The 23,742-nt window shown below is 51.5% G+C and carries 20 protein-coding genes; 17 read left to right on the forward strand and 3 right to left on the reverse strand.

Translation table 11 applies throughout. The annotated features are described in order from the left end of the window. The first annotated feature begins 399 nt into the window (after positions 1–399). The 6 genes from ACSZLD_RS10605 (at position 400) to ACSZLD_RS10630 (ending at position 6,492) form a co-directional block, all read left to right on the forward strand. Entirely contained in the window at positions 400–1,353 is a 954-nt protein-coding gene (locus ACSZLD_RS10605; protein ID WP_377909019.1) for an ABC transporter permease, read from the forward strand. Beyond that, complete coding sequence (locus ACSZLD_RS10610) at positions 1,343–2,290, forward strand: iron chelate uptake ABC transporter family permease subunit (protein ID WP_444685145.1); 948 nt, start codon at positions 1,343–1,345, stop codon at positions 2,288–2,290. Before ACSZLD_RS10605 ends, ACSZLD_RS10610 begins: the two co-directional genes overlap by 11 nt. Beyond that, entirely contained in the window at positions 2,287–3,045 is a 759-nt protein-coding gene (locus ACSZLD_RS10615; RefSeq protein WP_444685146.1) for an iron ABC transporter ATP-binding protein, read from the forward strand. Before ACSZLD_RS10610 ends, ACSZLD_RS10615 begins: the two co-directional genes overlap by 4 nt. A gap of 20 nt (positions 3,046–3,065) precedes the next feature. Further along, a complete protein-coding gene (locus ACSZLD_RS10620) occupies positions 3,066–4,046 on the forward strand; it encodes a siderophore ABC transporter substrate-binding protein (RefSeq protein ID WP_444685147.1) in 981 nt (326 codons plus the stop codon). Between the two features lie 443 nt (positions 4,047–4,489). After that, positions 4,490–5,932, forward strand: coding sequence for an alanine/glycine:cation symporter family protein (locus ACSZLD_RS10625; RefSeq protein ID WP_444685148.1), 1,443 nt, complete (start codon positions 4,490–4,492; stop codon positions 5,930–5,932). A gap of 101 nt (positions 5,933–6,033) precedes the next feature. After that, on the forward strand, positions 6,034–6,492 hold the full coding sequence (locus ACSZLD_RS10630; protein WP_377909024.1) for a DinB family protein: 459 nt from the start codon (positions 6,034–6,036) through the stop codon (positions 6,490–6,492). 82 nt (positions 6,493–6,574) lie between these two features. On the opposite strand, the gene ACSZLD_RS10635 is transcribed toward ACSZLD_RS10630, so the two are convergent. Continuing rightward, positions 6,575–7,471 (reverse strand): AEC family transporter, encoded by an 897-nt coding sequence (locus tag ACSZLD_RS10635; protein ID WP_377909025.1) that lies wholly within the window; start codon positions 7,469–7,471, stop codon positions 6,575–6,577. A 141-nt stretch (positions 7,472–7,612) separates the two neighbouring features. Between ACSZLD_RS10635 and ACSZLD_RS10640 the strand changes: the two genes are divergently transcribed. Then, on the forward strand, positions 7,613–8,410 hold the full coding sequence (locus ACSZLD_RS10640) for an ABC transporter ATP-binding protein (protein WP_444685149.1): 798 nt from the start codon (positions 7,613–7,615) through the stop codon (positions 8,408–8,410). Between the two features lie 53 nt (positions 8,411–8,463). Here ACSZLD_RS10640 and ACSZLD_RS10645 read toward each other — a convergent pair whose 3' ends face one another. Further along, the gene (locus ACSZLD_RS10645; RefSeq protein ID WP_444685150.1) at positions 8,464–9,891 is read right to left on the reverse strand and encodes an NAD-dependent succinate-semialdehyde dehydrogenase; all 1,428 of its coding nucleotides are present in this window, start codon (positions 9,889–9,891) and stop codon (positions 8,464–8,466) included. A 733-nt stretch (positions 9,892–10,624) separates the two neighbouring features. On the opposite strand from ACSZLD_RS10645, the gene gltB reads away from it, so the two are divergent. The 3 genes from gltB to ACSZLD_RS10660 all read left to right on the forward strand — a co-directional run bounded on the left by gltB (position 10,625) and on the right by ACSZLD_RS10660 (position 17,391). After that, positions 10,625–15,217, forward strand: a complete 4,593-nt coding sequence (gene gltB, locus ACSZLD_RS10650; protein ID WP_444685151.1) for a glutamate synthase large subunit — start codon at positions 10,625–10,627, stop codon at positions 15,215–15,217. A 378-nt stretch (positions 15,218–15,595) separates the two neighbouring features. Beyond that, the gene (locus ACSZLD_RS10655) at positions 15,596–17,083 is read left to right on the forward strand and encodes a glutamate synthase subunit beta (RefSeq protein WP_377909029.1); all 1,488 of its coding nucleotides are present in this window, start codon (positions 15,596–15,598) and stop codon (positions 17,081–17,083) included. Between the two features lie 113 nt (positions 17,084–17,196). Beyond that, the gene (locus ACSZLD_RS10660; RefSeq protein WP_377909030.1) at positions 17,197–17,391 is read left to right on the forward strand and encodes a hypothetical protein; all 195 of its coding nucleotides are present in this window, start codon (positions 17,197–17,199) and stop codon (positions 17,389–17,391) included. A 208-nt stretch (positions 17,392–17,599) separates the two neighbouring features. Here ACSZLD_RS10660 and ACSZLD_RS10665 read toward each other — a convergent pair whose 3' ends face one another. Further along, entirely contained in the window at positions 17,600–18,130 is a 531-nt protein-coding gene (locus ACSZLD_RS10665) for an acyl-CoA thioesterase (RefSeq protein ID WP_444685152.1), read from the reverse strand. A gap of 65 nt (positions 18,131–18,195) precedes the next feature. On the opposite strand from ACSZLD_RS10665, the gene ACSZLD_RS10670 reads away from it, so the two are divergent. The 7 genes from ACSZLD_RS10670 to ACSZLD_RS10700 are packed head-to-tail and all read left to right on the forward strand — an operon-like array spanning position 18,196 to position 23,486. Further along, positions 18,196–18,519, forward strand: a complete 324-nt coding sequence (locus ACSZLD_RS10670; protein WP_444685153.1) for a CHY zinc finger protein — start codon at positions 18,196–18,198, stop codon at positions 18,517–18,519. Between the two features lie 14 nt (positions 18,520–18,533). Further along, positions 18,534–19,736, forward strand: a complete 1,203-nt coding sequence (locus tag ACSZLD_RS10675; RefSeq protein WP_444685154.1) for an ABC transporter substrate-binding protein — start codon at positions 18,534–18,536, stop codon at positions 19,734–19,736. After that, positions 19,720–20,565: an ABC transporter permease gene (locus tag ACSZLD_RS10680; protein WP_377909034.1), complete on the forward strand. Its 846-nt coding sequence runs from the start codon at positions 19,720–19,722 to the stop codon at positions 20,563–20,565. The genes ACSZLD_RS10675 and ACSZLD_RS10680 overlap by 17 nt, the downstream gene beginning before the upstream one ends. Next, complete coding sequence (locus ACSZLD_RS10685; RefSeq protein ID WP_377909035.1) at positions 20,562–21,353, forward strand: ABC transporter permease; 792 nt, start codon at positions 20,562–20,564, stop codon at positions 21,351–21,353. The genes ACSZLD_RS10680 and ACSZLD_RS10685 overlap by 4 nt, the downstream gene beginning before the upstream one ends. 11 nt (positions 21,354–21,364) lie before the next feature. After that, positions 21,365–22,300: an ABC transporter ATP-binding protein gene (locus ACSZLD_RS10690; RefSeq protein WP_444685155.1), complete on the forward strand. Its 936-nt coding sequence runs from the start codon at positions 21,365–21,367 to the stop codon at positions 22,298–22,300. Further along, entirely contained in the window at positions 22,297–22,893 is a 597-nt protein-coding gene (locus ACSZLD_RS10695) for a CDP-alcohol phosphatidyltransferase family protein (protein ID WP_444685156.1), read from the forward strand. The genes ACSZLD_RS10690 and ACSZLD_RS10695 overlap by 4 nt, the downstream gene beginning before the upstream one ends. Further along, a complete protein-coding gene (locus tag ACSZLD_RS10700) occupies positions 22,890–23,486 on the forward strand; it encodes an FMN-dependent NADH-azoreductase (protein ID WP_444685157.1) in 597 nt (198 codons plus the stop codon). Before ACSZLD_RS10695 ends, ACSZLD_RS10700 begins: the two co-directional genes overlap by 4 nt. Positions 23,487–23,742 lie beyond the last annotated feature (256 nt).

The following is a 23,742-nucleotide window of genomic DNA, read 5'->3' on the forward strand; positions in this document are numbered from 1 at the left end:
GATCGGATAGTGCACCCCCTTTTTATCATGTAAAGTGAAAAAAATCACAAGTCGAAGCCATTACGTTTTTCATGAAAAAACTGAATGAGATAGTGTATAAATTGAGGTTGTTCTTTTAGTGTATAAGCTACTAATAGTCATGCAATTTACAAAGATTTTATCCGTTCAATCGATTTGCATGTTCATGCGTTTTATGCACTTTAAAACGCGCTGAAATGACGTTTGTGTCACAAGTCAGTCACGACTCTGCTGACAATTTTCCGGATTTTGCTTGCACTTTTTGTAAGTCGGGAGTAAGATAATCGATGACTAGTCATTGAGAATGAATCTCATTATCAAAAGTGTGTTTTCCGCGGAAATGCATCAGGGCTGTTCAGGCAGCCTGTCAGGAGGAGCACCATGAAATTGCGTTATGTGATTCTGCTTCTGTGTGCCCTCTCCTTTGCAAGTTTGTTTATCGGCGTCAGTTCCCTGTCGCTTTTCGATCTTGGACAGATGACAGAGGAGCAGAAGCAGATTTTCTGGTCGAGCCGGTTCCCGAGGCTCGTAGCTATTGTAATGGCAGGAGCGGGCATGGCGATTGCCGGGCTCGTTATGCAGCAGCTGACCCAGAACAAGTTCGTATCCCCAACGACGGCGGGCACGATGGACGCGGCCCGTCTAGGTATTCTTGTGTCGATGATCGGCTTTGCAGGGGCCTCGTCGCTCGTCCGTATTTCTGTTGCCGTATCGTTTGCAGTCGCAGGCACCTTTATTTTCATGTTTATTTTGGAGCGGGTCAAAGTAAAGGATAAAATTTTCATTCCGCTCGTCGGTCTTATGTTCGGAAATATTCTCGGCTCGATTACGACATTTTTTGCTTATCGCTATGACCTCATTCAAAACATGTCCGCGTGGCTGCAGGGAAATTTCGCCACAGTGATCAGCGGGCAGTATGAGCTGCTCTGGCTTGTGATTCCAATTGTCGCGTTTACATATCTGTACGCAGACCGCATCACCGTTGCCGGCATGGGAGAATCCTTTGCTAAAAATGTCGGTCTCTCGTACCGGACCGTCGTCAATCTCGGCCTCGTGCTGACGGCAGTGATGACTTCCCTGATTGTTTTGACAGTCGGTATGATTCCCTTTCTTGGCCTGATCGTACCGAACATCGTCTCGATTTTCCGGGGAGACCATATGCGCAAAAACCTGCCGTATACGGCACTGTTTGGAGCTGTTTTTGTTCTCATCTGTGATTTGTTCGGAAGAACGATTATTTATCCGTATGAGATTCCGATCGGACTGACCGTCGGCGTGATCGGCAGCGGGCTCTTCCTTTATCTTCTTTTAAGGAGGCACCGCTATGGACTCTAAGTGGAAATTAATGCTGATAGCGAGCCTGGTAGCGGTTCTCTCTCTCCTCTTCCTGACGATCGGCGCGGACGGAAACTGGGAATATGTGCTGCCGAGAAGGGGACGAATGCTCGCTGCATTCGCATTGACCGGTGCCGCAATCGCCTATTCAACGATCGTGTTTCAGACGATCACGGGCAACCGGATTTTGACTCCGAACATTATCGGACTGGATTCGCTGTACCTGCTGATTCAAACGTTTATTATTTTCGTGTTCGGCTCGCTCAGCTACATTATGGTGCAGGGGAACATCAACTTTCTGCTCTCAACTGCGGCGATGATCGGTTTTTCGTTTCTGTTTTACAAGCTGCTCTTTCAAGGAGAGAAGCGTCAACTCTACTTCCTGCTGCTCGTCGGCTTTGTGCTCGGTACGTTTTTCTCCAGTCTCTCGACGTTTATGCAGGTGCTGATGGATCCAAACGAATTTCAAAACGTTCAAAACCGTATGTTTGCTAGTTTTCAGCGAGTGCAGACGGATCTGCTTCTGCTTACCGGAGCTGCATTTGCTGGTCTGGCGTTCATTGGCTGGCGCTGGCGTGATTATCTCGACGTACTCGCGCTCGGCAAGGATCACGCGGTTAATTTAGGCGTAGCCTATGATCGGATCGTACGGAAGCTTCTCATTCTCGTCGCCGCACTCATTTCCATCGCAACAGCGCTTGTCGGGCCAATTATGTTTCTCGGGCTGCTTGTCGCAAACGTCACCTATGAAATGATGCGTACGCATGAACACCGGTGGCTGCTGCCGGCCGGTATGCTCACGGGAATGGGAGCGCTGATTCTCGGACAAATCGTCGTAGAGCACGTCTTTACGTTCTCCACGACGCTCAGCGTCATTATCAACTTTATCGGCGGAGTTTACTTTCTCTGGCTGATCCTAAAGGAGAGGAAAACATGATCGCAGCGGAGTCACTCATAAAACAGTACGGAGATACACCGGTTGTCGACAACGTGACGGCATCGATTCAGACAGGAACGATGACAACCTTTATCGGGCCGAACGGCGCGGGGAAAAGTACGCTTCTCTCGATGGTCAGCAGACTGCTGAAACGAGACGGCGGCTCTGTCTCGATTGACGGCATGCCGATGGAGGCTTTTGCAGAAAACGAGCTGGCACAAAAGATGTCGATTTTAAAGCAGACGAACGAGATGAATGTGCGCTTGTCTGTCCAGGATCTTGTCTCCTTTGGCCGCTTTCCCTATTCGAAGGGGAGGCTGAATGAGAAGGACCGAAAAGTTGTCTCAGATTCGATCGCGTTTACCGAGCTGGAGGACATGAAGGATAAATACTTGGACCAGCTGAGCGGCGGACAGCGGCAGCGGGCTTTTATCGCCATGATTCTCGCGCAGGATACGGATTATATTTTACTGGACGAGCCGTTAAACAATTTGGATATGCGGCATTCTGTGCAGGTGATGAAAGTACTGCGCTCGCTCGTGGATGAGCTGGGTAAGACAGTGGTGCTTGTCGTGCACGATATTAACTTCGCTTCCTGCTATTCTGACTACATTGTGGCAATGAAGGAAGGCCGCGTGGTAAAGGAAGGCCGCACGTGGGAAGTGATTCACCCGGAGCACTTGAAACGCATTTACGACATGGATTTTCAAGTGCAGGAAATAAACAATCAGAAAATATGCGTCTACTTTTCATAATATAATTGGAGGAATAGATCATGAAAAAACGAACAACCGCCTCTCTTTTTGCCGGAGCACTGCTGCTCGCAGCCTGCACAGGAGAAGGAGACGCAAATCAGACGGACAATGCAGAAGCGGCGGGAGACAACGGCCAGGACGAAGTGAACGCCGATGATGAAGCAAAAAGCATCACCGTAACCCATGAGCTCGGCGAAACAGAAGTACCGGTCAATCCGGAAAGCGTCGTCGTGTTTGATTTCGGCGTGCTGGATACGATGGACGTACTCGGCGAGGAGCCGATTGCTCTGCCCCAAGGAAACGTTCCGTCTTACCTGTCGGACTATGAAAGCGATGCATACGAAAATGCCGGAACGCTGTTTGAGCCGGACTTCGAAGCGATTTATGCGATGGAGCCGGACCTGATTTTAATCGGCGGACGCACGGCAGAAGCGTACGATGAACTCAGTGAGATTGCACCGACCGTGATGATGGGCGTCGATCAGGAAAACTACATCGAATCGTTTGAAGACCAAGTAACGCTTCTCGGCGACATTTTTGCGAAGGAGGACGAAGCAGCTTCAGCGCTTGCGGATGTGCAGGAGCAGCTTGAGGAGCTGCAGCAGACTGACTTTGATGGGAACGGCCTGATGGTGATGACGAGCGAGGGATCACTCAGCGCCTACGGTCCGGGATCCCGTTTCGGTCTTCTGCATAACGAGTTTGAGATTGCACCAGCGGATGAAGGAATTGATGATGCCAGCCACGGGCAGAACGTCTCGTTTGAATATGTGCTGGAAACAAACCCAGATGTCCTGTTTGTACTCGACCGCGGCTCCGTCGTTGGCGGTGAAGAGGAAGACAGCGCAGATGAAGTGCTGAATAACGATATCATTAACCAGACGCAGGCATCTGAAAATGACAGCATTGTCTACTTGAATACGGAGTACTGGTACATTTCCGCAGGCGGACTGACGTCAGTGAGCGGAATGATCGAAGAAGTGCAAAACGCAGTGGAATAATCGCAGCGGGGAGTCTCCAGTCTTGGAGGCTCCTTTTTTTGCATTGTCACGGGGACGAGTCAATCGTTATTGAGAATATATCCGGAAAGCTTCCGGCAGCTCTCTAAATGAATTGGAGGAGGAAAGTTTTCACGGTGGCGGCTGATGTTATTAACCAGCGACTCAAACATTTCATTCTCCACTCTCAACTTATTGACCTGAGGCTGAAACTTATTACGGTTATCAACTTTCGTTCTTGATAGCGAATAGTTTATCAAGCTCGCATGCGAAGTTTTCAATCTCGGCCGTAAAGTTATCATTTCAACGCATCTCTCCGCGTGCAGCGGATTCGAATGCAATACGAAAACAGCCTCTGCCTGATCAAGAAAAAATATCCAAATATAGTTTGTGCTATAATAACCGAGGGAAAATATAGATAACCTACTAGATGAGGAGGAAACATCATGGAACAATGGTTTTCCGCTGACACGTGGCTCGGGGATATTCTTGGCTTTTTCGAGGGTATTATTTGGGGCTATGTGTTAATTTATGTGCTTCTCGGCCTCGGGCTGTACTTAACGATCCGCACGAACTTTGTGCAGTTCCGCATGCTTCCGACAATGGTGCGCGAGCTGTTTAAAGGCACAGATCGGACGGCATTTAAAGAAAAAAAGGGGACGACGCCGTTTCAGGCCTTCGCTATCAGCACAGCGGCCCGGGTAGGAACAGGCAACCTTGCCGGTGTGGCGATCGCGATTTCACTCGGCGGCCCAGGTGCAATTTTTTGGATGTGGATCGTAGCACTCATCGGTGCAGCAACGGGCTTCATCGAAAGCACGCTGGCTCAAATTTATAAAGTAAAGGACAAGGACGGCTTCCGCGGCGGACCTGCCTACTACATGCAGCGAGGTCTCGGCTCCCGCATGATGGGGATTATTTTTGCCGTTCTGATGATTCTCTGCTTTGGACTAATTTTCAATGGCGTGCAGACAAACACGATTTCAGACGCCTTCGCTGGATCCTTCAACGTCGACCCGCTTATCGTTGGAATTGTGATCTCGGCTGCAATGGCCTTTATTATCTTTGGCGGAGTGCGCCGAATCGCCGTCCTTGCTGAGGTCATCGTACCGGTTTTCGCGGTTACATACGTGCTCGCGGCGCTTGTCATCATGATCATTAATTTTGACCAGGTGCCTGGAGTATTTGCCCTGATTTTCCAGAACGCCTTCGGTATCCAGGAGGTTGTCGGCGGGGGACTTGGCGCTGTGATTATGAATGGTATTCAGCGTGGCCTCTTCTCCAACGAGGCTGGTATGGGTAGTGCACCGAACGCCGCTGCTACCGTTTACGTGAATCACCCAGTCAAGCAGGGGCTGGTCCAGTCTCTCGGAGTTCTGGTTGATACGATCATTATCTGCAGCGCGACCGCCTTTATTATCCTCCTTACAGATGTATATACTGTCGGGGATATTGAAGGGATTCAGCTTACGCAGATGGCGCTTGCGGAACATGTCGGTGAAGGGGCCGGTATCTTTGTGGCCATTGCGGTGTTCTTCTTTGCCTTCAGCTCCCTGCTCGGCAACTATTATTACGGCCAGGTGAACGTGGAATTTATCTCAGAAAAGCCGTGGGCGCTGCTTGCCTTCCGCCTTGCTTTTCTGGCGATGATTATTGTCGGAGCGACAGCCGATCTCGAGCTGATCTGGCTCATGGCTGACGTCTTTATGGGCTCTATGGCGCTCGTCAACCTGATCGCAGTGGCGCTGCTTTCCGGCATTGCTGTCAAAGCACTCCGTCACTTCAACAATCAGTCACGGCGCGGACTTGATCCTACCTTCTATGCGGACAGCATTAAAGGATTGAAAAACGTAGAAAGCTGGGATAAGAAGTCGGATAGCCGCAAGTAACAATATAATGAAGGCCGGTTCCTGCGGGAGCCGGTCTTTTTTCAGGCGCCGGTTTTAAAAGCCTGTACGCGGGAATACGTTCAGCGAGGAGGGTGACAATCATGACAAAAAGCACGTCGTTTCTAAAAAAATATTTCCTTTCCCACCGGGAAGTAACGAAAGAACTCACAGAAAAAATCAGTTCAGAGGATTACGCGTATAAGCCGACGGACACATCCATGACGGCACAGGAGCTCGTCACACACATGCTGACGTCATTTCATCAGTTTGCATGCATTGCTGCAGGTGACGAGCCGGAGAAGCTGCACGAGGATACCGAAAAGGCGACACTGCAAGAGCTTGCAGAGCGCTATACCAATGCCTCTGTGAAAAAAATCGAATCGATCAGCGAGGAGCGGCTGGAAGAAACAATTGATCTTTCCGATACGTTCGGCATGAAAGTGCCGGCGTGGCGCCTGATTGAAATCGGCATCGATCACGAAATCAACCATAAGGGTAATTTGTTCGTATACGTCCGAAGTCTCGGCTTTAATGAGCTGCCGATGTTCGTGAAAGCGTAAGCCTTTTATAACAAAGGAAGCACGGAACAGAAGGGAGGCTTCCCTTTGCTCCGTGCTTTTATGTGCTGAAGCAGCTGCTCTGCTACTGCAGAATCGCAAGCAGCACGGTAATCGTGATCACGCTCAGCAGCGTCGTAACCATTGTGACGCTTGATACATAGCGCGGCTGGTTATCAAACTGCACGCAGAACATAACGATGGTCGCAGCAGACGGCATAGCAGCAGAAACGATCAGTACCTTTGCCAGAAGAGGATCCATCGGCATCAGCATCGTCAATCCCCAGGCGATCAGCGGAGAAATCAACAGCCGGACTGTTGTACTGTAGGAGATAGACGGCCAGTCAAACTGACCGATTTGCATATTGGCAAGCTGCATGCCCAGAATAATCATCACAATCGGGATCGCTGCCGCCGCCACAATATCCACTGCCCCCATCAGATTATCCGGCATCGCAAGCGGAGTTGCCTGCATGACCACCGCAAGCAGCAGCGCATACGTGACCGGCATCGTCAAGATACTGCGGACAGCGTAACGTGAGCCGGCATAGCCTTTCGCGGCGTAATAAACGCCGAACACGTTCATAATAATCGACTGCAGCACCATAAAGGAGACTGCGTAAGCAAAGCCTTCCTGGCCGTAGGCAAATAAAATAATCGGCGCACCGTAATTACCGGCGTTCATAAACGCCGTCGATAAAATCCATCCGCTCTCTTTTTTCTCCGAACGCTTGGTTATCTTCGCTACAAGCTTGTTTAAAAGAATCAGCGAGAACAGCAGCGCGAAGGAAAACACAACCATATACACATACTGCCGGTCCAGCTCGGCTTCATAAAATGTTTGAAAAACTAGCGCCGGCGTTGCTACATACAGTGCGACGACCGAAACTGGCTTAATATCGACCTTTTTCCATTTTTGTATGGCAAAGCCCGCTGCAAAAATAAGCAGCACAGGCAGAACCACCTGAATAAAAATTGTCATGAACAGCCCTTCTTTCCACCATTTCCACTCTTTAGTTTACGCCTCCATGCCTGTCATTTCATCCGAATGAATACAATTTTGTGAATTTCCCGTAATATACGGTACACTGAAAAACAAACAATTGGAGCGGAGGGCCTGTTTATGAAAGAGATCGTATCACTATCAAATGTGACCGTACAGCGCGGTGGCAATATACTCGTAAAGGATGTCTCCTGGCAGATTCAGCGCGGCGAGCACTGGGGGCTCCTCGGTCGGAATGGCTGCGGCAAGACGACGCTGTTAAAAGTGCTGTCCGGTTCAATGTGGCCGAAAGCAGGAAGCGGGCCGGTTGATATTCTCGGAAACCGCTACGGAAGGGCCTACATGCCGGACGTGAAAAAATCGATCGGCTGGGTCAGTCAGGCGCTTGAGCGGCAGTATCAAAACTACCCGCATGCAGACGGTCTGGAAATCGTGCTCAGCGGCCTGCACGCCTCGATCGGTCTGTATGAGCCGGTCACGCAGCAGGAAATGGACCGCGCCTATCAGCTGCTGGAGCAATTTGGAGCTGGTCATCTGGCAGAAACACCGCAGCAGCACTTTTCGCAGGGCGAGCTGAAAAAAGTGCTGCTGGCGCGGGCCTGGATGGCGGAGCCGGCGCTGTTAATTCTGGATGAACCTTGCTCCGGGCTGGATCTTGCGGCACGGGAAGAGCTCCTCAGCCGGCTTGAGCAAAGCTTGCAGCAGGGAGGACCAACGCTCATTTATGTCACGCACCATATGGAAGAGCTGATTGCACCGATCACGCATGCGGCGCTGATGAAAGATGGATCGTTTATCAGTCAGGGAGAGAAAGAAACGGTGCTGAATGAGAAGGAGGCGTCCGCTGCGTTTGACGTCCCGGTTTCGGTTTCATGGGAGCACGGCAGGCCGTGGGTGAAAGTGAAGCCATTACTATAGTAGAAACAGGACTGTTCCCATGCTGGAAACAGTCCTGTTTCTCTAAACATATCCTATTCAATGTTGCGAGCGACATATTTCGTTTCAAGGTATTCCTCGATGCCTTCCACACCGCCTTCGCGTCCGTAGCCGGATTCCTTTAACCCGCCGAACGGTGCCTGAGCTGCGGAAGGAACACCGTCGTTCCAGCCGACAACGCCAAATTCCAGTGCTTCCGTGACGCGCGTGCCGGTAGCCGCGTCCTCTGTGAAGACATAAGAAGCCAGTCCGTAAGGGGTATTGTTGGCGAGCTCAATTGCCTCAGCTTCCGTTTTAAACGACTGAATTGGCGCTACCGGCCCGAATGTTTCCTCCTGCATGATGAGCATATCAGAGGTGACGCCGGTAAGGACGGTCGGCTGATAGAAATAGGCGCCGTTTTCCGCCGTGCCGGTTCCGCCAGCCGCGGCTTCTGCTCCGTGCTCGATCGCATTTTGCACGTGCTTGTCTATTTTTTCGTAGCCGTCTTCGTCGATGACGGCGCCGATGTCGTTTTCTTCCTTCATGCCGTCGCCGGCCTTCATGCTTTTTACTTTTTCAACGAAGCGTTCCGTAAAGGCATCCAGTATTCCTTCCTGGACGTAAAACCGGTTGGCAGCGATACAGGACTGTCCTCCGTTCCGGAATTTGGCTATAGCGGCTTCCTTTACTGCTTTATCCAGGTCTGCGTCATCAAACACTAGGAGCGGAGCATGTCCTCCAAGCTCAAGCGAAAGCTTCTTCACTTGAGCAGCGCTCTGTTCAATCAGCATTTTTCCGACCTCTGTTGAACCAGTAAAGGAGACCTTGCGCACCCGGCTGTCTTCCATAAAGACGGAGGTAATATCAGAGGCGCTGCCGGTAAGCAGGTTTACGACACCTTCAGGAATGCCTGCTTCTTCGCAAAGCTCGATGATCTTCATCGCAGTCAGCGGTGTTGCTGTAGCGGGCTTAATAATAAACGTACAGCCGGCAGCAAGCGCTGGGGCGAGCTTTCTCGTAATCATGGCAGCCGGGAAATTCCACGGCGTAATGGCAGCTGTGACGCCGATCGGCTGCTTGAGCACGTCAATCCGGTGTCCGGCATGCTTGCCGGGAACTTTCCTGCCGTACACACGCTTTGCTTCGTCCGCGAACCAGTCGAGAAAAGAAGCGGCGTAAACGACTTCTGCCTTAGAGTCGGCGAGCGTTTTGCCGTTCTCGAGCGTCATGAGTTCGGCGATTTCATCCTTCTGCTCCATCATAAGCCGGTATACTTCGCGCAAATATACGGCTCGCTCCTGTGCCGACGTCTGTTTCCAGTCACTGAGGGCGTCAGACGCAGCGTCGACCGCTGACTCCGCCTCCTTTTTACCCGCTTTTGGAACCGTACTGATCAGGGCGCCTGTTCCGGGATTGGTGACGTTAATCTGCTCCAGCGAGCTTCCGGTCCAGGATCCGTTTACATATAGTTCATTTTTCATCGCTATCCCTCCTAAGTAAAAATGTTCCTTTTCCATGATGGACTGAAACATATTTCTGCTAAATACGGAGCAGCATCCAAAAAGAAGGTTTCGAATGAAATCAAAAGAGGTATAAAGCAACACCTGTATGTTATTTTAAGGTGACGGATTGTTTTCCGGAAATTTACTGCCAACCTGCGTTTAGCACCTATTTTTATGACCAGATAGTGAGTAAATTCCGAACATTCAAATGAAAGCGTATTCAAAATGACAGACAGCTGTTTTGTATAAAACATGATTATTCACCCTCTAAGCCCCTTTAATTACAATAAATGACATTTTAGCTGAATCACTCCTCATTCACCGGATCTTTCTCCTTGACTTTTAAATATGAAGAAACACGATCATTTTGGATGAAAAGCTTATAATGACAGCGTTTTCAGTCAGAAAATCTGCGAAAGCTACGGAACACGAAAGTCCTTGCCTCACAAGGGATTGCAAACGGTTGTAGTCAGAAAATAGCGACAAAGTGTTAATTAATGCCTTTGTAAATTCGAAAAAAGATGGTATTATTCAATGATATGAAAGAAAAGTTCACCAATTTCTGAATTTTTCTGCTGCGCACACCGGTTTGTTCCATTTATTGGAGTGTACACCGATGTGTATAAAAATGTGAACGAACGATTAAATATAACGTATCGGCGTCGTATCTTTTCGTTCGTGCATATTTGTATCTTTAAGGAGGGACGTTATCATGATGAATCACGGATATCCTACTGCTCAGGGGCTTTATGATCCCAGAGAGGAACACGAAGCCTGCGGGATTGGGATGATTGCGAATATTAACGGTACGAAATCCCATGATATCGTTCAAAATGCGATCACCATTCTCTGTAACCTCGAGCACCGCGGAGGACAGTCAGCGGATGTCAGCTCCGGTGACGGCGCCGGTATTTTGACTCAGATTCCGCATCGGTTTTTCCAGAAGCAGTTCCATAAGGAAGATATTGCGGTTCCGGAAGAAGGCAAGTACGGAATCGGCATGATTTTCTTTCCTCAGGAACAAAAGGAACGAAAGGAATCTCGACGCATTTTCGAGCGTATTATTGAAGAAGAAGGCCAGCGGGTACTCGGCTGGCGCACGGTTCCCGTAAACGATTCGTTCGTTGGGGATGAAGCCAAAAAAACCGAGCCGTTCATCCGCCAGGTGATCGTTGCTCCATCAGAAGATCTGGAAGATCAGGATGCATTCGAGCGTAAGCTGTATGTCATCCGTAAACGCACAGAAATTGAAATTGCAAAAACGCTGAAAAGCCAGGACTTCTACATTTGCAGTTTGTCTACGCGTACGATCATCTATAAGGGAATGCTAATTCCGGAACAGCTCGATTCATTTTATATCGATCTGAACCACCCGGATTTCAAATCAGCGGTCGCATTCGTCCATTCCCGTTTCAGTACGAATACCTTCCCGAGCTGGAAGCGTGCTCACCCGAACCGGTACACGATTCATAACGGAGAATTCAACACCATCCGCGGTAATATGAACTGGATGAAAGCAAGAGAGAAGATGTGCCAGTCCAAGTACTTCACTGATGAAGAGCTGGACAGCCTGCTGCCGGTTATTGATAAAAACGGCTCTGACTCTTCCATGTTCGATAACGCTTTTGAATTTCTGCATCTCTCCGGACGATCCCTCGCACACACTGCGATGATGATGATTCCTGAACCTTGGGCCAACGATGATTCCATTAAACCGGAAAAGCGTGACTTCTATGAGTACCATAGTACGCTCATGGAGCCATGGGACGGTCCTGCCGCCATCGGCTTTACAGACGGACGCCACGTCGGTACCATTTTGGACCGGAACGGACTGCGTCCAGCTCGTTACTATGTAACGAAAAGCGGCATGCTCGTGCTCGGTTCTGAAGTAGGGGCTCTGGATATTTTTGCAGATGACATTCTGGTGAAAGAGCGTCTTCACCCGGGACGTATGCTGCTGCTTGATCTGGAAGAGGGAAAAATCATTCCGGATGAAGAGATTAAAATGAACATTGCAAAAGAAAAGCCCTACCGCGACTGGATTAACAACAACATGATCGATCTGGATGATATTCCAAAGGTCAGCGAGTCTGAGCTGCCGGATGACTCTGCGGATCTCGTGGATAAGCAGCTTGCGTTTGGCTACACCAATGAAGAAATGCACAAAATTCTAAAGCCGCTCGTAGCAGACAAAAAAGATCCGGTCGGTTCTATGGGGTACGATTCTCCGCTTGCGGTGCTGTCAAAGAAGCCGCAGCTGTTGTTTAACTACTTTAAACAGCTGTTTGCCCAAGTCACAAACCCGGCAATCGATGCGATTCGGGAAGAAATCGTCACCCAGGTCAGCACGACGATCGGAGCAGAAGGCAGTCTCGTGAATCCGAAGCCGGAGAGCTGCCGTCACATTCGTCTGAATAAACCGGTGCTGAGCAATGAGCAGCTGGAAACACTTCGTCAGCAGGAGCTGAAAGGCTTTAAATCATGCACGCTGCCGATTCTCTTTGATGTGGCCTCCGGAAAAGAAGGATTGGAGCCTGCACTCGAGGATCTGTTCAAGCAGGCTGATCGAGCTGTGGAAGACGGCTGTGTACTGCTCATTTTATCGGACCGCGAACTGAGCAAAGATAAAGCAGCGATCCCATCTCTGCTTGCCGTTTCCGCGCTGCATCACCACCTGATCCGTCAAGGCAACCGAACGAAGGTAAGCCTCCTGCTCGAATCAGCAGAAGTGCGCGAGGTGCATCACGTGGCGACCCTGCTTGGCTACGGCGCAGAGGCCATTAACCCGTACCTGGCACTCGCTTCTCTTGCAGATCTGCGTGAACGCGGGGAAATCGACAAAGCGTATACAACGCATGAAATTACCTATCAGTATATTGATTCTGTGACAGACGGTGTCGTAAAAGTCATGTCGAAGATGGGGATTTCCACGATCCAGAGTTACCGTGGTGCTCAAATCTTTGAATCTGTCGGGATCGCAAAAGACGTCATCGACCGTCACTTTACGCGGACAGCTGCCAAGCTCGACGGTATCGGGCTTGACGTGATTGCCGAAGAAGTGCTGAAACGGCACGTGCCGGCCTTCGAGGAAATCCGCGGCGGAAGCAAGAAGCTCGAAGCTGGGGACGAATTCCAGTACCGTCAAAACGGGGAAGATCATCAGTACAATCCGAAAACCATTCATATGCTGCAGCACTCTACCCGTACGGGTGACTACGAAGCATTTAAAGAATATTCGAAGCTTATTACGGATGAGAAAAATAACCTGCAGTCGCTGCGCGGCTTAATTGCCTTTAAGGATCGCCAGTCCGTTCCGCTTGAAGAGGTAGAATCCGTTGAATCAATCTGCAAGCGATTCAAGACGGGTGCCATGTCACTCGGTGCCATCAGTGCAGAAGCACACGAAGCGCTTGCCATTGCGATGAACCGCATCGGCGGAAGCAGCAACAGCGGGGAAGGCGGCGAATATCCGGAGCGTTTCACGCCGGATGAGAACGGTGATTCCCGCCGCAGCTCGATTAAACAGGTCGCGTCCGGACGATTCGGCGTGAAGAGCCATTACCTCGTCAACGCGGATGAAATTCAAATTAAAGTTGCCCAAGGAGCGAAGCCTGGTGAAGGCGGACATCTGCCTGGCAAGAAGGTGTACCCGTGGATTGCCGAAGTACGCGGATCGACGCCTGGGGTAGAGCTTATTTCACCGCCGCCTCACCACGATATTTATTCGATTGAGGACCTGGCAGAGCTGATTCATAACCTGAAAAACGCAAACCCGCGCGCTCGTATTTCCGTTAAGCTTGTATCCGCAGGCGGAGTTGGAACGATCGCAGCAGGTGTGGCAAAAGGCCGCGCTGATCTCGTTCTGATCAGCGGTTATGACGGCGGTACCGGTGCTGCACCGCGTACGAGCCTGAAGCACGCCGGTCTGCCGTGGGAAATCGGCCTGGCTGAAACGCACCAGACGCTGCTCCTGAACGGACTGCGTGACCGGATTGTTGTCGAAACGGACGGCAAGATGATGACCGGCCGTGATGTTGTTGTCGCAACGCTTCTTGGAGCAGAAGAATACGGATTCTCCACAGCACCGCTTGTCGTGCTCGGCTGTATCATGATGCGCGTCTGCCATCTCGATACGTGCCCGGTCGGCGTTGCCACCCAGAACCCGGAGCTGCGTAAAAAGTTCATGGGATCTGCAGAAGCCGTTGAAAACTTCATGCGCTTTGTCGCAGAAGAAACGAGAGAATTGATGGCAGAGCTCGGTTTCCGTACCATCAATGAAATGGTCGGACGCACCGACGTGCTGGAAGTCAATAAAGAAGTGGACCACTGGAAAGGCAAGTACCTGAACTTGGAGGCGCTCCTTTATCAGCCGGAAGTAAAAGCCGGCCAGACCGTTTACGCGAGCCGCAAGCAGGATCATGCACTGGAAAAATCGCTTGATCATCAAGAGCTGCTTCCGTTCTGTGAAGAAGCCCTTGAGAACGGTACACCTGTAAAAGGAACTGCTGCAGTACGAAACATTCACCGCGTAGTTGGTACGATTCTCGGCAGTGAAGTGTCACGACGCTATGGCCTCGAAGGTCTGCCGGAAGACACGATCCGCCTCACGTTCAAAGGCTCAGCCGGCCAAAGCTTTGGTGCGTTCGTGCCGCACGGTATGACGCTGAAGCTCGTCGGTGATGCAAACGACTTTATCGGCAAGGGACTATCAGGCGGTAAAATCATCGCCCGTCCATCCCGTAAATCGCCATTCAAGTGGGAAGAAAACATCATCGTCGGAAACGTCGCCTTTTATGGCGCCTCCGGAGGCGAAGCATACATCAGCGGTATCGCTGGTGAACGCTTCTGCGTCCGAAACAGCGGCGTAAAAGCCGTGGTCGAAGGTGTCGGAGACCACGGATGTGAGTATATGACAGGCGGGAAGGTCGTCATCCTTGGGGAAACAGGCCGAAACTTTGCAGCCGGTATGTCAGGCGGCGTCGCGTATATTCTCGACGAAGCAGGCGATTTTGATGCGAAGTGCAACGCTGAACTCGTTGATCTGGAAAGCCTGAACGATAAAGAGGAGATCGCCGAACTCAAAGCGATGATCGAACGCCACGTTGACTACACGCTCAGCCGAAAAGGCCAGCGAATCTTAAATAACTGGGAGCACTTCGAAGCGAAATTCGTCAAAGTCATCCCGCAGGACTACCGTGCTATCCAGGAGCGAATCTCGCACCACCTCGCTCAAGGCATGAGCCAGTATGACGCCGAAATGGCCGCGTTCGAAGACAGCAAAAAACCAAAAGTCGCAGCGAAATAGAAAAGCGGAGCGTCCCGCTTAGGGGCGCTGCGAATGGACTGACACTCACGAGATAAAGAAGACACTGCCGAAAGGCAGATGTCGCCTTATCGTAAGAGAGCAGAGGGAAATCGCCCAGCCCCTGGGACGCGAAGCTGGACAAAAAGAAAAGCGGAGCCTGGCGTTCTGAGGTGAAGCCAGTGGACTGCGCCCTGCGAGATAAAGGAATCACTGCCGAGAGGCAGATGATGACTTATCGTAAGGAGGGCAAGGGAAGTGGCCAAGCCTCAGCCAGGCGGAGCTGTTTGATTCGTTAGCTTGCAGACAGATAAATGATGGAAACACGGAGCAGCAAAGCTGCTGATACCCAAAAGAAATGGATTGAAGGAGGGTACTGTGATGGGAAAAGCGACAGGATTTATGGAGTATACTCGCCAGACGATACCCGAGCGTAACCCTTCTGAACGAACGAAGGACTGGGATGAATATACGCTCCCGATGTCGGATGAAGAGGCTAAGAAGCAGGGCGCCCGCTGCATGGACTGCGGTGTGCCGACGTGCCACACCGGTATGGAGCTGAACGGGGTAACAACAGGCTGTCCTGTGTACCACCTGATTCCGGAATGGAACGACCTCGTATACCGCGGCCAGTGGAAAGAAGCACTGGATAAAGAGCACGAAATGAACAATTTCCCGGAATTCACTGGGTTTGCCTGCCCGGCGCCTTGTGAAGGAGCCTGCGTGCTTGGCATAAATGAACCGCCGGTAGCTATCCGCTCTGTGGAAAAGTCGATCATTGAAAAGGGCTTCGCAGAAGGATGGGTGCAGCCGAACCCGCCAAAGCAGCGCACTGGCAAGCGTGTTGCTGTGGTCGGTTCAGGACCTGCAGGACTCGCTGCTGCCGATCAGCTCAATAAAGCTGGTCACAGCGTTTCCGTATTTGAGCGCGCAGACCGCCTCGGCGGACTGCTCACGTACGGCATTCCGGAAATGAAGCTTCCGTATGCGATCGTTCAGCGTCGTATCGATATTCTGGAAGCGGAAGGCATCGAATTCTTTACGAACACAGAAGTTGGCAAAGACGTAACGTCCGAGCAGCTGAAGAGCGATTTCGACGCAACGATTCTCTGCGGAGGCGCAACGGTGCACCGGGACGTTCCTGCGGAGAACAATGATCTGAAGGGCATCCACTATGCAATGGACTTTCTGCATGCCAATACAAAGAGCCTGCTTGATTCCAAGCTGGAAGATGGCAGCTACATTTCCGCTAAGGACAAAAATGTGCTTGTTATCGGGGGAGGGGATACAGGAACCGACTGTATCGCTACTTCTCTTCGTCATGAATGTAAGAGCCTTGTCCAGTTCGATATTTACGATAAAAAAGCGCCGGCCCGCGACATGATGATCAATCCGTGGCCCCAGTATCCGATCATTCACCGTATTGAGTACGGTCAGAAGGAAGCGGAGGCTGTATTTGGTGACGATCCGCGTGCTTACGCCGTCATGACAAAGAAATTTGTCGGAGATGATGAAGGCCATGTGAAGGAAGTGCACACGGTGAACGTTTCGCTTCGCTATGACGAAGAAGGCAAAAAAATCCGTGAAGAGATTCCAGGCACTGAAAAAGTATGGCCGGTAGATCTCGTACTCGTAGCCATCGGCTTTAAAGGACCGGAACAAGGTCTGATTGAACAACTGAATGTAGAGACAAAAACAAATTCAACGGTACGTGCCCAGTACGATGACTACCGTACAAATGTGGAAGGCGTATTTGCAGCCGGAGACATGAGACGCGGTCAGAGTCTGATTGTGTGGGCGATCAACGAAGGACGCGGTGCAGCCCGCGAATGCGACCGTTTCCTCATGGGGGAAACAAAGCTTCCGTGATGATTCTTTACCGCAGGACAGCCTCGTCCTGCGGTGTTTTTTTGTTTGAGGTTTGCTCTTCCCCTTCTAAGGTAATAGGTATAAGGAGAACAATAAAGGGAGGAGGAAGCACAATGGCAGACGATGAAAGAGGAGCCGGCTCCGTGTTTATTAAGTACGCGTTCATCACGATTATTGTCATCATTATTTTATTCTTTATCGTGAACTTCCTGCTGCCAATGATTGGCGGCGGCGGTGGTGAAGGCGAAAACAATGGAATTAACGTAAACATTGACGTCAATGACGACTTGGACCCAAATGGAGAATAGATAGTAAAACGTGCTGGAATCGTACATGATCCCAGCACGTTTTTGTGCGTTTAACAGGCAGCACGTCGTACGCTCCGGTTTGCTGCTGTATTATGCTTCTGACCCAGTAAGCGCAGTAGGGAAGGCATTCTTCGTCCAAGACGTACTCCTTTGTAAGCGGAATTACGTTTGTACAATCCTTATTCATGCTATCATAATACTATATACATCATGATTGTTCAGGCTGGTCATCCCACGGTTTTAAGTCGGTTAAAATGGCAGCCAGCTTGCGGCTTTGTTCCCGGCTCTTTTTCCGTACGGAGATACGCTCTGGCGCGGTGTCGAATAAATACTTCTCTTCTTCCGACTCTGGAACGACCGGGGGCACGGGAGCAGTCTTGCCTTTGTCATCGAGAGCGACAAACGTTAAAAAGCTGGTTGCAGCAAGCCGGCGTTCGCCGGTCAGCAAGTCCTCTGCAATCACCTTCACGAACACTTCCATCGAGCTTCTCCCCGTGGAGGAAACGTGCGATTCCAGACAGACAGAATCGGTCTGGCGAATCGGGTGGAGGAAGTCAACGGAATCCGTAGACGCCGTTACGCATTCCGTCCGGCAGTGGCGAGCTGCGGAAATGGAGGCGACATCATCAATATCACGCATCAGCTTGCCGCCAAAAAGCGTATCGTGGTTGTTTGTATCCTGCGGAAACACGCGCCCCGTTTTAATGACCTTAGAGGCCCGGCATGTCTTTTCTTTCATGAATGATCACTCCTGCTAAAAGGTATGCCTGATTATATCACGTTCGTACATAAGGAGAGAGAAAAATGAACAAACGCACGATTCGAGGAGCGGTTGACGGCGAAACGCGCTGCAGTCATTACCATGGACCGACAGATATCATCGCGCTGAAGTGCTATTGCTGCCGGGAGTATTTCCCTTGCCACGCCTGTCACGAGGAGCAGACGGGTAAAGCTTTCACCCCGTGGCCAAAGGGATATGAGCAGGAGAAGGCAGTGCTTTGCGGAAGCTGCAAACAGGAGCTCACAATTGGTGACTATCGGAAAAGCGGAAGCCGTTGTCCGGAATGCGGAGCAAGCTTCAATCCAGGATGCCGCTTGCATGCGCACCTTTATTTTTCAGAAGCATAGGAGGAACGAATTCGATGAAAAAATGGACTAGTTTAGGAGCACTGCTGTTTCTCACTGCCTGCGGAGCGGGAGAAGAGGCGGCAGATGCGGATGATCTTTCTGAGCAGGACTGGGAGGAGATTACTGCCGCAGCCGAGGGGGCTGAGATCGGCATCTATATGTGGGGCGGTGATGAAGGCGTGAATGCGTACATCGATGACGTTGTGGCCCCCGCGCTTGAAGAATCATACGATATCACGCTGGCACGCTACCCGATGGAGGCGCCGGAATTTTTATCCCGGCTTCGGACCGAACGGGAAGCCGGCAGCATGGATGGCAGTGCAGATATTCTCTGGATCAATGGAGAAAACTTCCGCATCGCCAAAGAGAACGACCTGCTTTACGGCTCGTTTGCGGAACTGCTGCCGAACATGGAAGCTTACGTCAATGACGACGCGCCATATGTGGAAACAGATATGGGTATTCCGGTGGAAGGCATGCAGGTGCCTTGGGGGAACGTCCAGTACGCCTTTCAGTTCCGCGGTGACGCAGATCCTCCTGAGACGATGGAGGGGCTCCTCAGCTGGGCGGAAGAGAACCCAGGGGCCTTCACCTATCCGAATGTCTCAAACGATACCGGAGCGGGTTTTGTGCGTCACGTGATGCATCATGTTGCTGACGATGCGGAAGATTTGGAAACGTTTGATGAAGAATGGCTGGAGGAAAAAGGGGAGGAGGTCTGGCACATCCTGCGCGAGCTGCAGCCGCACTTATGGAGGGAAGGCCGGACTTATCCGGAAACGCTGGAGCAGCAGGATCAGCTGTTCAGCAGCGGAGAAGTGGACGTGACGCTTGGCTTCAACGAGTACCGGGCGGAAAGCTTGGTCGATCAGGGAACGTTTCCGGAAGACACACAAACTGTCGGATTGGAATCCGGATCAATCGCCAGCACCCACTATTTGAGCATGCCATTTAATACGACAGAGCCGGAAGCGGCTTTAACGGCGATCAATTATTTACTGTCCCCGGAAGCGCAGACAGCGAAGCTCGATCCGGAGCGGTGGGGAGAGGGGCATATCCTCGACCTCGATGCTCTGTCCGAGGAAGAAAACGAGGCGATTGAATCGTTGTCCGGTGAAGAGATCGTTCCTCAGGAGACGATTCTGCCGGAGCTGGATGCACGGTACGTTGACTGGATTCAGCAGAACTGGGAGCAGGAAGTTGTCCAGCAGCGTTAAAGGCTGGCTGCTGGCGCTGCCGGTGCTGTTGTTTATGGCCGTGTTCGCTGCGCAGGGGCTGTACCGGGCTTGGCTGGAAAGCATGCAGACGGAAACCTCGTTCAGCGCCTATGCGGAGCTGCTGACAGGTCGAAGCTTCTGGTCGTCCTTTGGCATCAGCGTGTACGTTTCCTTTTTGTCAGCCGCGCTCTCTATTGTGATCGGACTCTGGCTGGTGCGATTGCTTCACCGTCATTTTATACGCGATGACTGGAAGCTTGCCGTCTGGTTTCCAATGCTTATTCCTCATTTTGCAGCAGCTTATTTGACCGTGCTGTTTTTTTCTCCGGGAGGCTGGTTTGCCTCTTTAACGGCTTCAGCAGGATTAGGTGGATTTCCGATTCTCGTCAATGACCCGCTTTATATTGGCGTGATCCTGACCTACCTGTGGAAAGAAATTCCGTTTGTCGTATTGATGCTGCTGCCGGTCTATCAGGAGCTTGACTGGCGCATGGAGGAAGCGGCCAAAAGCCTTGGAGCCGGTGCATGGACGCGCTTTAAAACCGTTGAGCTTCCTTGGTGCGGGCCGGTACTGCTTGAAGTATGGCTGATTTTGTTCGTCTTTATGCTTGGAGCATATGAAATTCCAGCGCTTCTTGGTGTCACATACCCATCTATGCTCCCGGTGCTTGCATTTGAGTGGTTTTACCAGGCCGGCTGGAGCCAGCGTCCGCTGGCTCAGGCCATGATGGTTGTGCTGACGCTGCTCTCCGCCTTTACTGCCTTTCTGCTGTTGTTTATCATTCAGCGGTCCCGGCGGCGCTGGCTGCGAGGAGGGATGCGTACATGAACAAGAGCCGGAAAACGCTGCTCGCTGCTTTGCTGTTGCTGCTGTTTGTTGCGCCAGTGTTGTTTTTATTCGTGCGCAGCATTGCCTTCGGCTGGCGATTCCCGGACATAGTCCCGTCTGCATTCTCGATGCGGGGCTGGGAGGCTGTCTGGTCGGATCCACAGCTGATACAGGCGCTGGGTTCGACGATGGCTATCGGGACAGCGGTCGTTCTGCTTAATTACCTGCTGGCGCTGCCTGCAGCATACGCGCTCAGTCACTATGAACCTCGCGGGAAAGCAGTGATGGAAACGATTATCATGCTGCCAATTTTTGTACCGGTTCTGGCGGTCGCCATGGGGCTGCATCTGTTTATGATCCGTATTGGGGCGGCCGACAGCTGGATCGGCGTCGTGCTGATTCACATGCTTCCGACACTCCCGTACGCGGTGCGGATTTTAAAGTCAGGATTTGACCGGCTGCAGACCGATTGGATGTGGCAGGGGCGGACGCTTGGAATGAGCCCGGTGCGGACATTTTTCAGCCTGATGCTCCCGATGATGCTGCCAAGCCTGCGCAGCTGCGGTATTCTCGTTTTCGTCATTTCTCTCAGCCAGTACGTGCTGACGGCGATCATCGGCGGAGGACGAGTTACGACCTTGCCCATCTTATATTTTCCGTTTTTCAGCAGTGCGGATGAAGCAGTAACAGCAGCGTTTACGATGCTGTTTGCCATACTGCCGATCGCATTTCTTCTTCTGCTGGAAGCGGCGTTGTATGCGTATACGAAATGGAGCAAGACGGTTTAAGGAGGAAAAGCATGCTGGAAATCATTGACGCAGAAAAACAGTACGGGAAACACACCGTTTTCAGCGGTGTCTCTCTTTTTGCAGCTGCAGGAGAAACAGCCTGTATCGTCGGACCATCCGGCTGCGGCAAAACAACGCTGCTGCGGGCTGCGGCAGGTCTCGTGCAGCTAACAAAAGGCAGCGTCATCCTGGACGGCACAGATATCACCAGCTGGAAAGCCGAACAGCGGCCCGTCGTACTGTTATTCCAGGAAGCGCTGCTCTTCCCGCAGCTCACCGTGCTGCAAAACATTGCCTATGGGTTGAAGTATGGACGACGGAAGCTCGGGCGAGACGAACGGCTGAAGGAAAGCCGGCGTATGCTGCAGAAAATAGAGATGAATCAGTGGGAAAACGCCTACCCGGTCGAACTCTCCGGCGGTCAAAAGCAGCGCGTGGCTCTGGCGCGGGCACTTGTGTTAAAGCCTAAGCTGCTGCTGCTTGATGAGCCTTTTTCGAGTCTTGACGCATCGCTTCGACAGTCGCTGCGGACGTGGGTGCGCGGATTTTTGCGTGAAGAGGGCGTGACCTCTCTTTTCGTTACTCACGACAAGGAGGAGGCTGTCATGATGAGCGACCGGCTGATCGTCATGAAGGACGGCGCCGTGCAGCAGCAGGGCTCGCCTGAAGCAGTCTATCATCATCCGGAAAACCGCGCGGCGGCGGATGTCATTGGGGACGGGTTATACGACAAACGCTTCATTCCTGCATCCTCAATCAGCGTAGAAGCAGCAGGATCGTACAGCGGCATCGTGGAGCATCCGCTCTTTATGCACGGCTACCGCTTTTACCGTATCGCAGTGCCAGCACTAAAGCAGACGGTCGTTGTTCGAAGTGATACGATGTATCAAGAGGGGGACGAGGTGAAGCTGTCCGTTAAGGAAGAGAAGGAGAATGGTGCGCTGTGATTGATACGAAGGCAAGATACATCGTGCAGCCAGTGATTGAAAAAACAGCAGGAGTCGCGCTGCGGACCGGTCTCTCTGCCAATCAAATGACGGTGCTCGGTTTTCTCACAGGAATAGCAGCCGCCGGAGCAGTATTTGCAGGCTGGTATGTCACCGGCTTTCTGCTGCTCTGGTTTTCCGGGTTTTTAGACGCCGTTGACGGCACGATGGCCCGGAAAACGATCAGTACAAAATTCGGCACGGTGCTCGACGTCAGCTTTGACCGGCTCGTCGAGGCAGGTATCATTCTTGCCCTCGCGTTCCGCTATCCGGATCTGATGTGGGCGATGCTGCTGCTCATGGCATCTATTTTATATACGGTCACCATCTTTCTCACCGTGGGTGCCGTTGCTGATAAGAAAACAGAGAAATCCTTTTACTATCAGCCTGCGCTTGCGGAACGGACAGAAGGCTTTATTTTGCTGTCGCTAATGATTTTATTCACGGAGTATCTGCTGTTTTTCACACTGCTGTTTCTCGCTGTCGAGCTGATCACAGCCTTTCAGCGACTGTATATGGCGAAAAAACTGCTGCAGGAGGAGGAAGAATCATGAGTTTGCTGTACGTCACCGCGAACCCTAAAGATACACACGAATCATACGGTCTTCGGCTCGGAGAAGCGTTTCTTTCCGCCTATCAGGACACCTATCCGGAAGCTCACATAGAGCGTCTCGATCTGTTTGCGGACTCGCCGCCGCCGCTGACTGGCGACAAGCTGGACGCGTGGGAGCGAAAGACAACCCGCCCGGTGACAAGTCCGTGGGTTGATCAATTTTTGCGTTTTGATCAAGTCGTGTTCGTTACTCCGCTCTGGAATATGGGGCTGCCTTCTCCTGTAAAAGCATACATCGATCAGCTGATCCTGCCGGATAAAACGTTCCGCTTTGGGGAGCGTGGCATGGAGGGGCTGCTCGGCCACGTCAGGATACTGCACCTTCAGTCGCGCGGCGGGGTCTATTCGCACGGCAAGCTCCAGGCGTTTGAGCACGGCGACTCCTATTTACGGACTATCTTCGGCCTGACCGGAGTGAAGCAGTATGATCACATTCACGTCGAAGGCACCAGTACGTATCCTGACGAAGCTGAAACGCGCCTGAAAAAAGCAGTAAAGGAGGCAGAAGCCCTTGCGCGGACCTTTCACGGATGACGCGTGAAATGGAAAACGGGCGAATGCATCATTAGGCTTTCCTGCAAACTGTATTTTCGGAAAAGCTGCACAAGCCCGCGCAAATGTAACTCTGCCTCGGGTGCAAGGCGCCTTAACGGCGGACAAAAGGAACCCACCGGCAAGCAAAAGTAACTTACGGAACTTAACAGATCGCTATAACGAATAAAGTGACACAAGGACCATGAGACGCAACACAAAGCCGGTGTAAGTTAACAATTCACTGGGCACAGCATAT

The sequence above is a fragment of the Alkalicoccus luteus genome, from assembly GCF_052061695.1.
Taxonomy (GTDB): Bacteria; Bacillota; Bacilli; order Bacillales; family Salisediminibacteriaceae; genus Alkalicoccus; species Alkalicoccus luteus.

What these genes read in the sequence shown, in the direction of transcription:
- ACSZLD_RS10605 (WP_377909019.1), top strand. Translation starts at nt 400, where the DNA reads ATGAAATTGCGTTATGTGATTCTGCTTCTGTGTGCCCTCTCCTTTGCA.
- ACSZLD_RS10610 (WP_444685145.1), top strand. Translation starts at nt 1,343, where the DNA reads ATGGACTCTAAGTGGAAATTAATGCTGATAGCGAGCCTGGTAGCGGTT.
- ACSZLD_RS10615 (WP_444685146.1), top strand. Translation starts at nt 2,287, where the DNA reads ATGATCGCAGCGGAGTCACTCATAAAACAGTACGGAGATACACCGGTT.
- ACSZLD_RS10620 (WP_444685147.1), top strand. Translation starts at nt 3,066, where the DNA reads ATGAAAAAACGAACAACCGCCTCTCTTTTTGCCGGAGCACTGCTGCTC.
- ACSZLD_RS10625 (WP_444685148.1), top strand. Translation starts at nt 4,490, where the DNA reads ATGGAACAATGGTTTTCCGCTGACACGTGGCTCGGGGATATTCTTGGC.
- ACSZLD_RS10630 (WP_377909024.1), top strand. Translation starts at nt 6,034, where the DNA reads ATGACAAAAAGCACGTCGTTTCTAAAAAAATATTTCCTTTCCCACCGG.
- ACSZLD_RS10635 (WP_377909025.1), bottom strand. Translation starts at nt 7,471, where the DNA reads ATGACAATTTTTATTCAGGTGGTTCTGCCTGTGCTGCTTATTTTTGCA.
- ACSZLD_RS10640 (WP_444685149.1), top strand. Translation starts at nt 7,613, where the DNA reads ATGAAAGAGATCGTATCACTATCAAATGTGACCGTACAGCGCGGTGGC.
- ACSZLD_RS10645 (WP_444685150.1), bottom strand. Translation starts at nt 9,891, where the DNA reads ATGAAAAATGAACTATATGTAAACGGATCCTGGACCGGAAGCTCGCTG.
- gltB (WP_444685151.1), top strand. Translation starts at nt 10,625, where the DNA reads ATGATGAATCACGGATATCCTACTGCTCAGGGGCTTTATGATCCCAGA.
- ACSZLD_RS10655 (WP_377909029.1), top strand. Translation starts at nt 15,596, where the DNA reads ATGGGAAAAGCGACAGGATTTATGGAGTATACTCGCCAGACGATACCC.
- ACSZLD_RS10660 (WP_377909030.1), top strand. Translation starts at nt 17,197, where the DNA reads ATGGCAGACGATGAAAGAGGAGCCGGCTCCGTGTTTATTAAGTACGCG.
- ACSZLD_RS10665 (WP_444685152.1), bottom strand. Translation starts at nt 18,130, where the DNA reads ATGAAAGAAAAGACATGCCGGGCCTCTAAGGTCATTAAAACGGGGCGC.
- ACSZLD_RS10670 (WP_444685153.1), top strand. Translation starts at nt 18,196, where the DNA reads ATGAACAAACGCACGATTCGAGGAGCGGTTGACGGCGAAACGCGCTGC.
- ACSZLD_RS10675 (WP_444685154.1), top strand. Translation starts at nt 18,534, where the DNA reads ATGAAAAAATGGACTAGTTTAGGAGCACTGCTGTTTCTCACTGCCTGC.
- ACSZLD_RS10685 (WP_377909035.1), top strand. Translation starts at nt 20,562, where the DNA reads ATGAACAAGAGCCGGAAAACGCTGCTCGCTGCTTTGCTGTTGCTGCTG.
- ACSZLD_RS10690 (WP_444685155.1), top strand. Translation starts at nt 21,365, where the DNA reads ATGCTGGAAATCATTGACGCAGAAAAACAGTACGGGAAACACACCGTT.
- ACSZLD_RS10700 (WP_444685157.1), top strand. Translation starts at nt 22,890, where the DNA reads ATGAGTTTGCTGTACGTCACCGCGAACCCTAAAGATACACACGAATCA.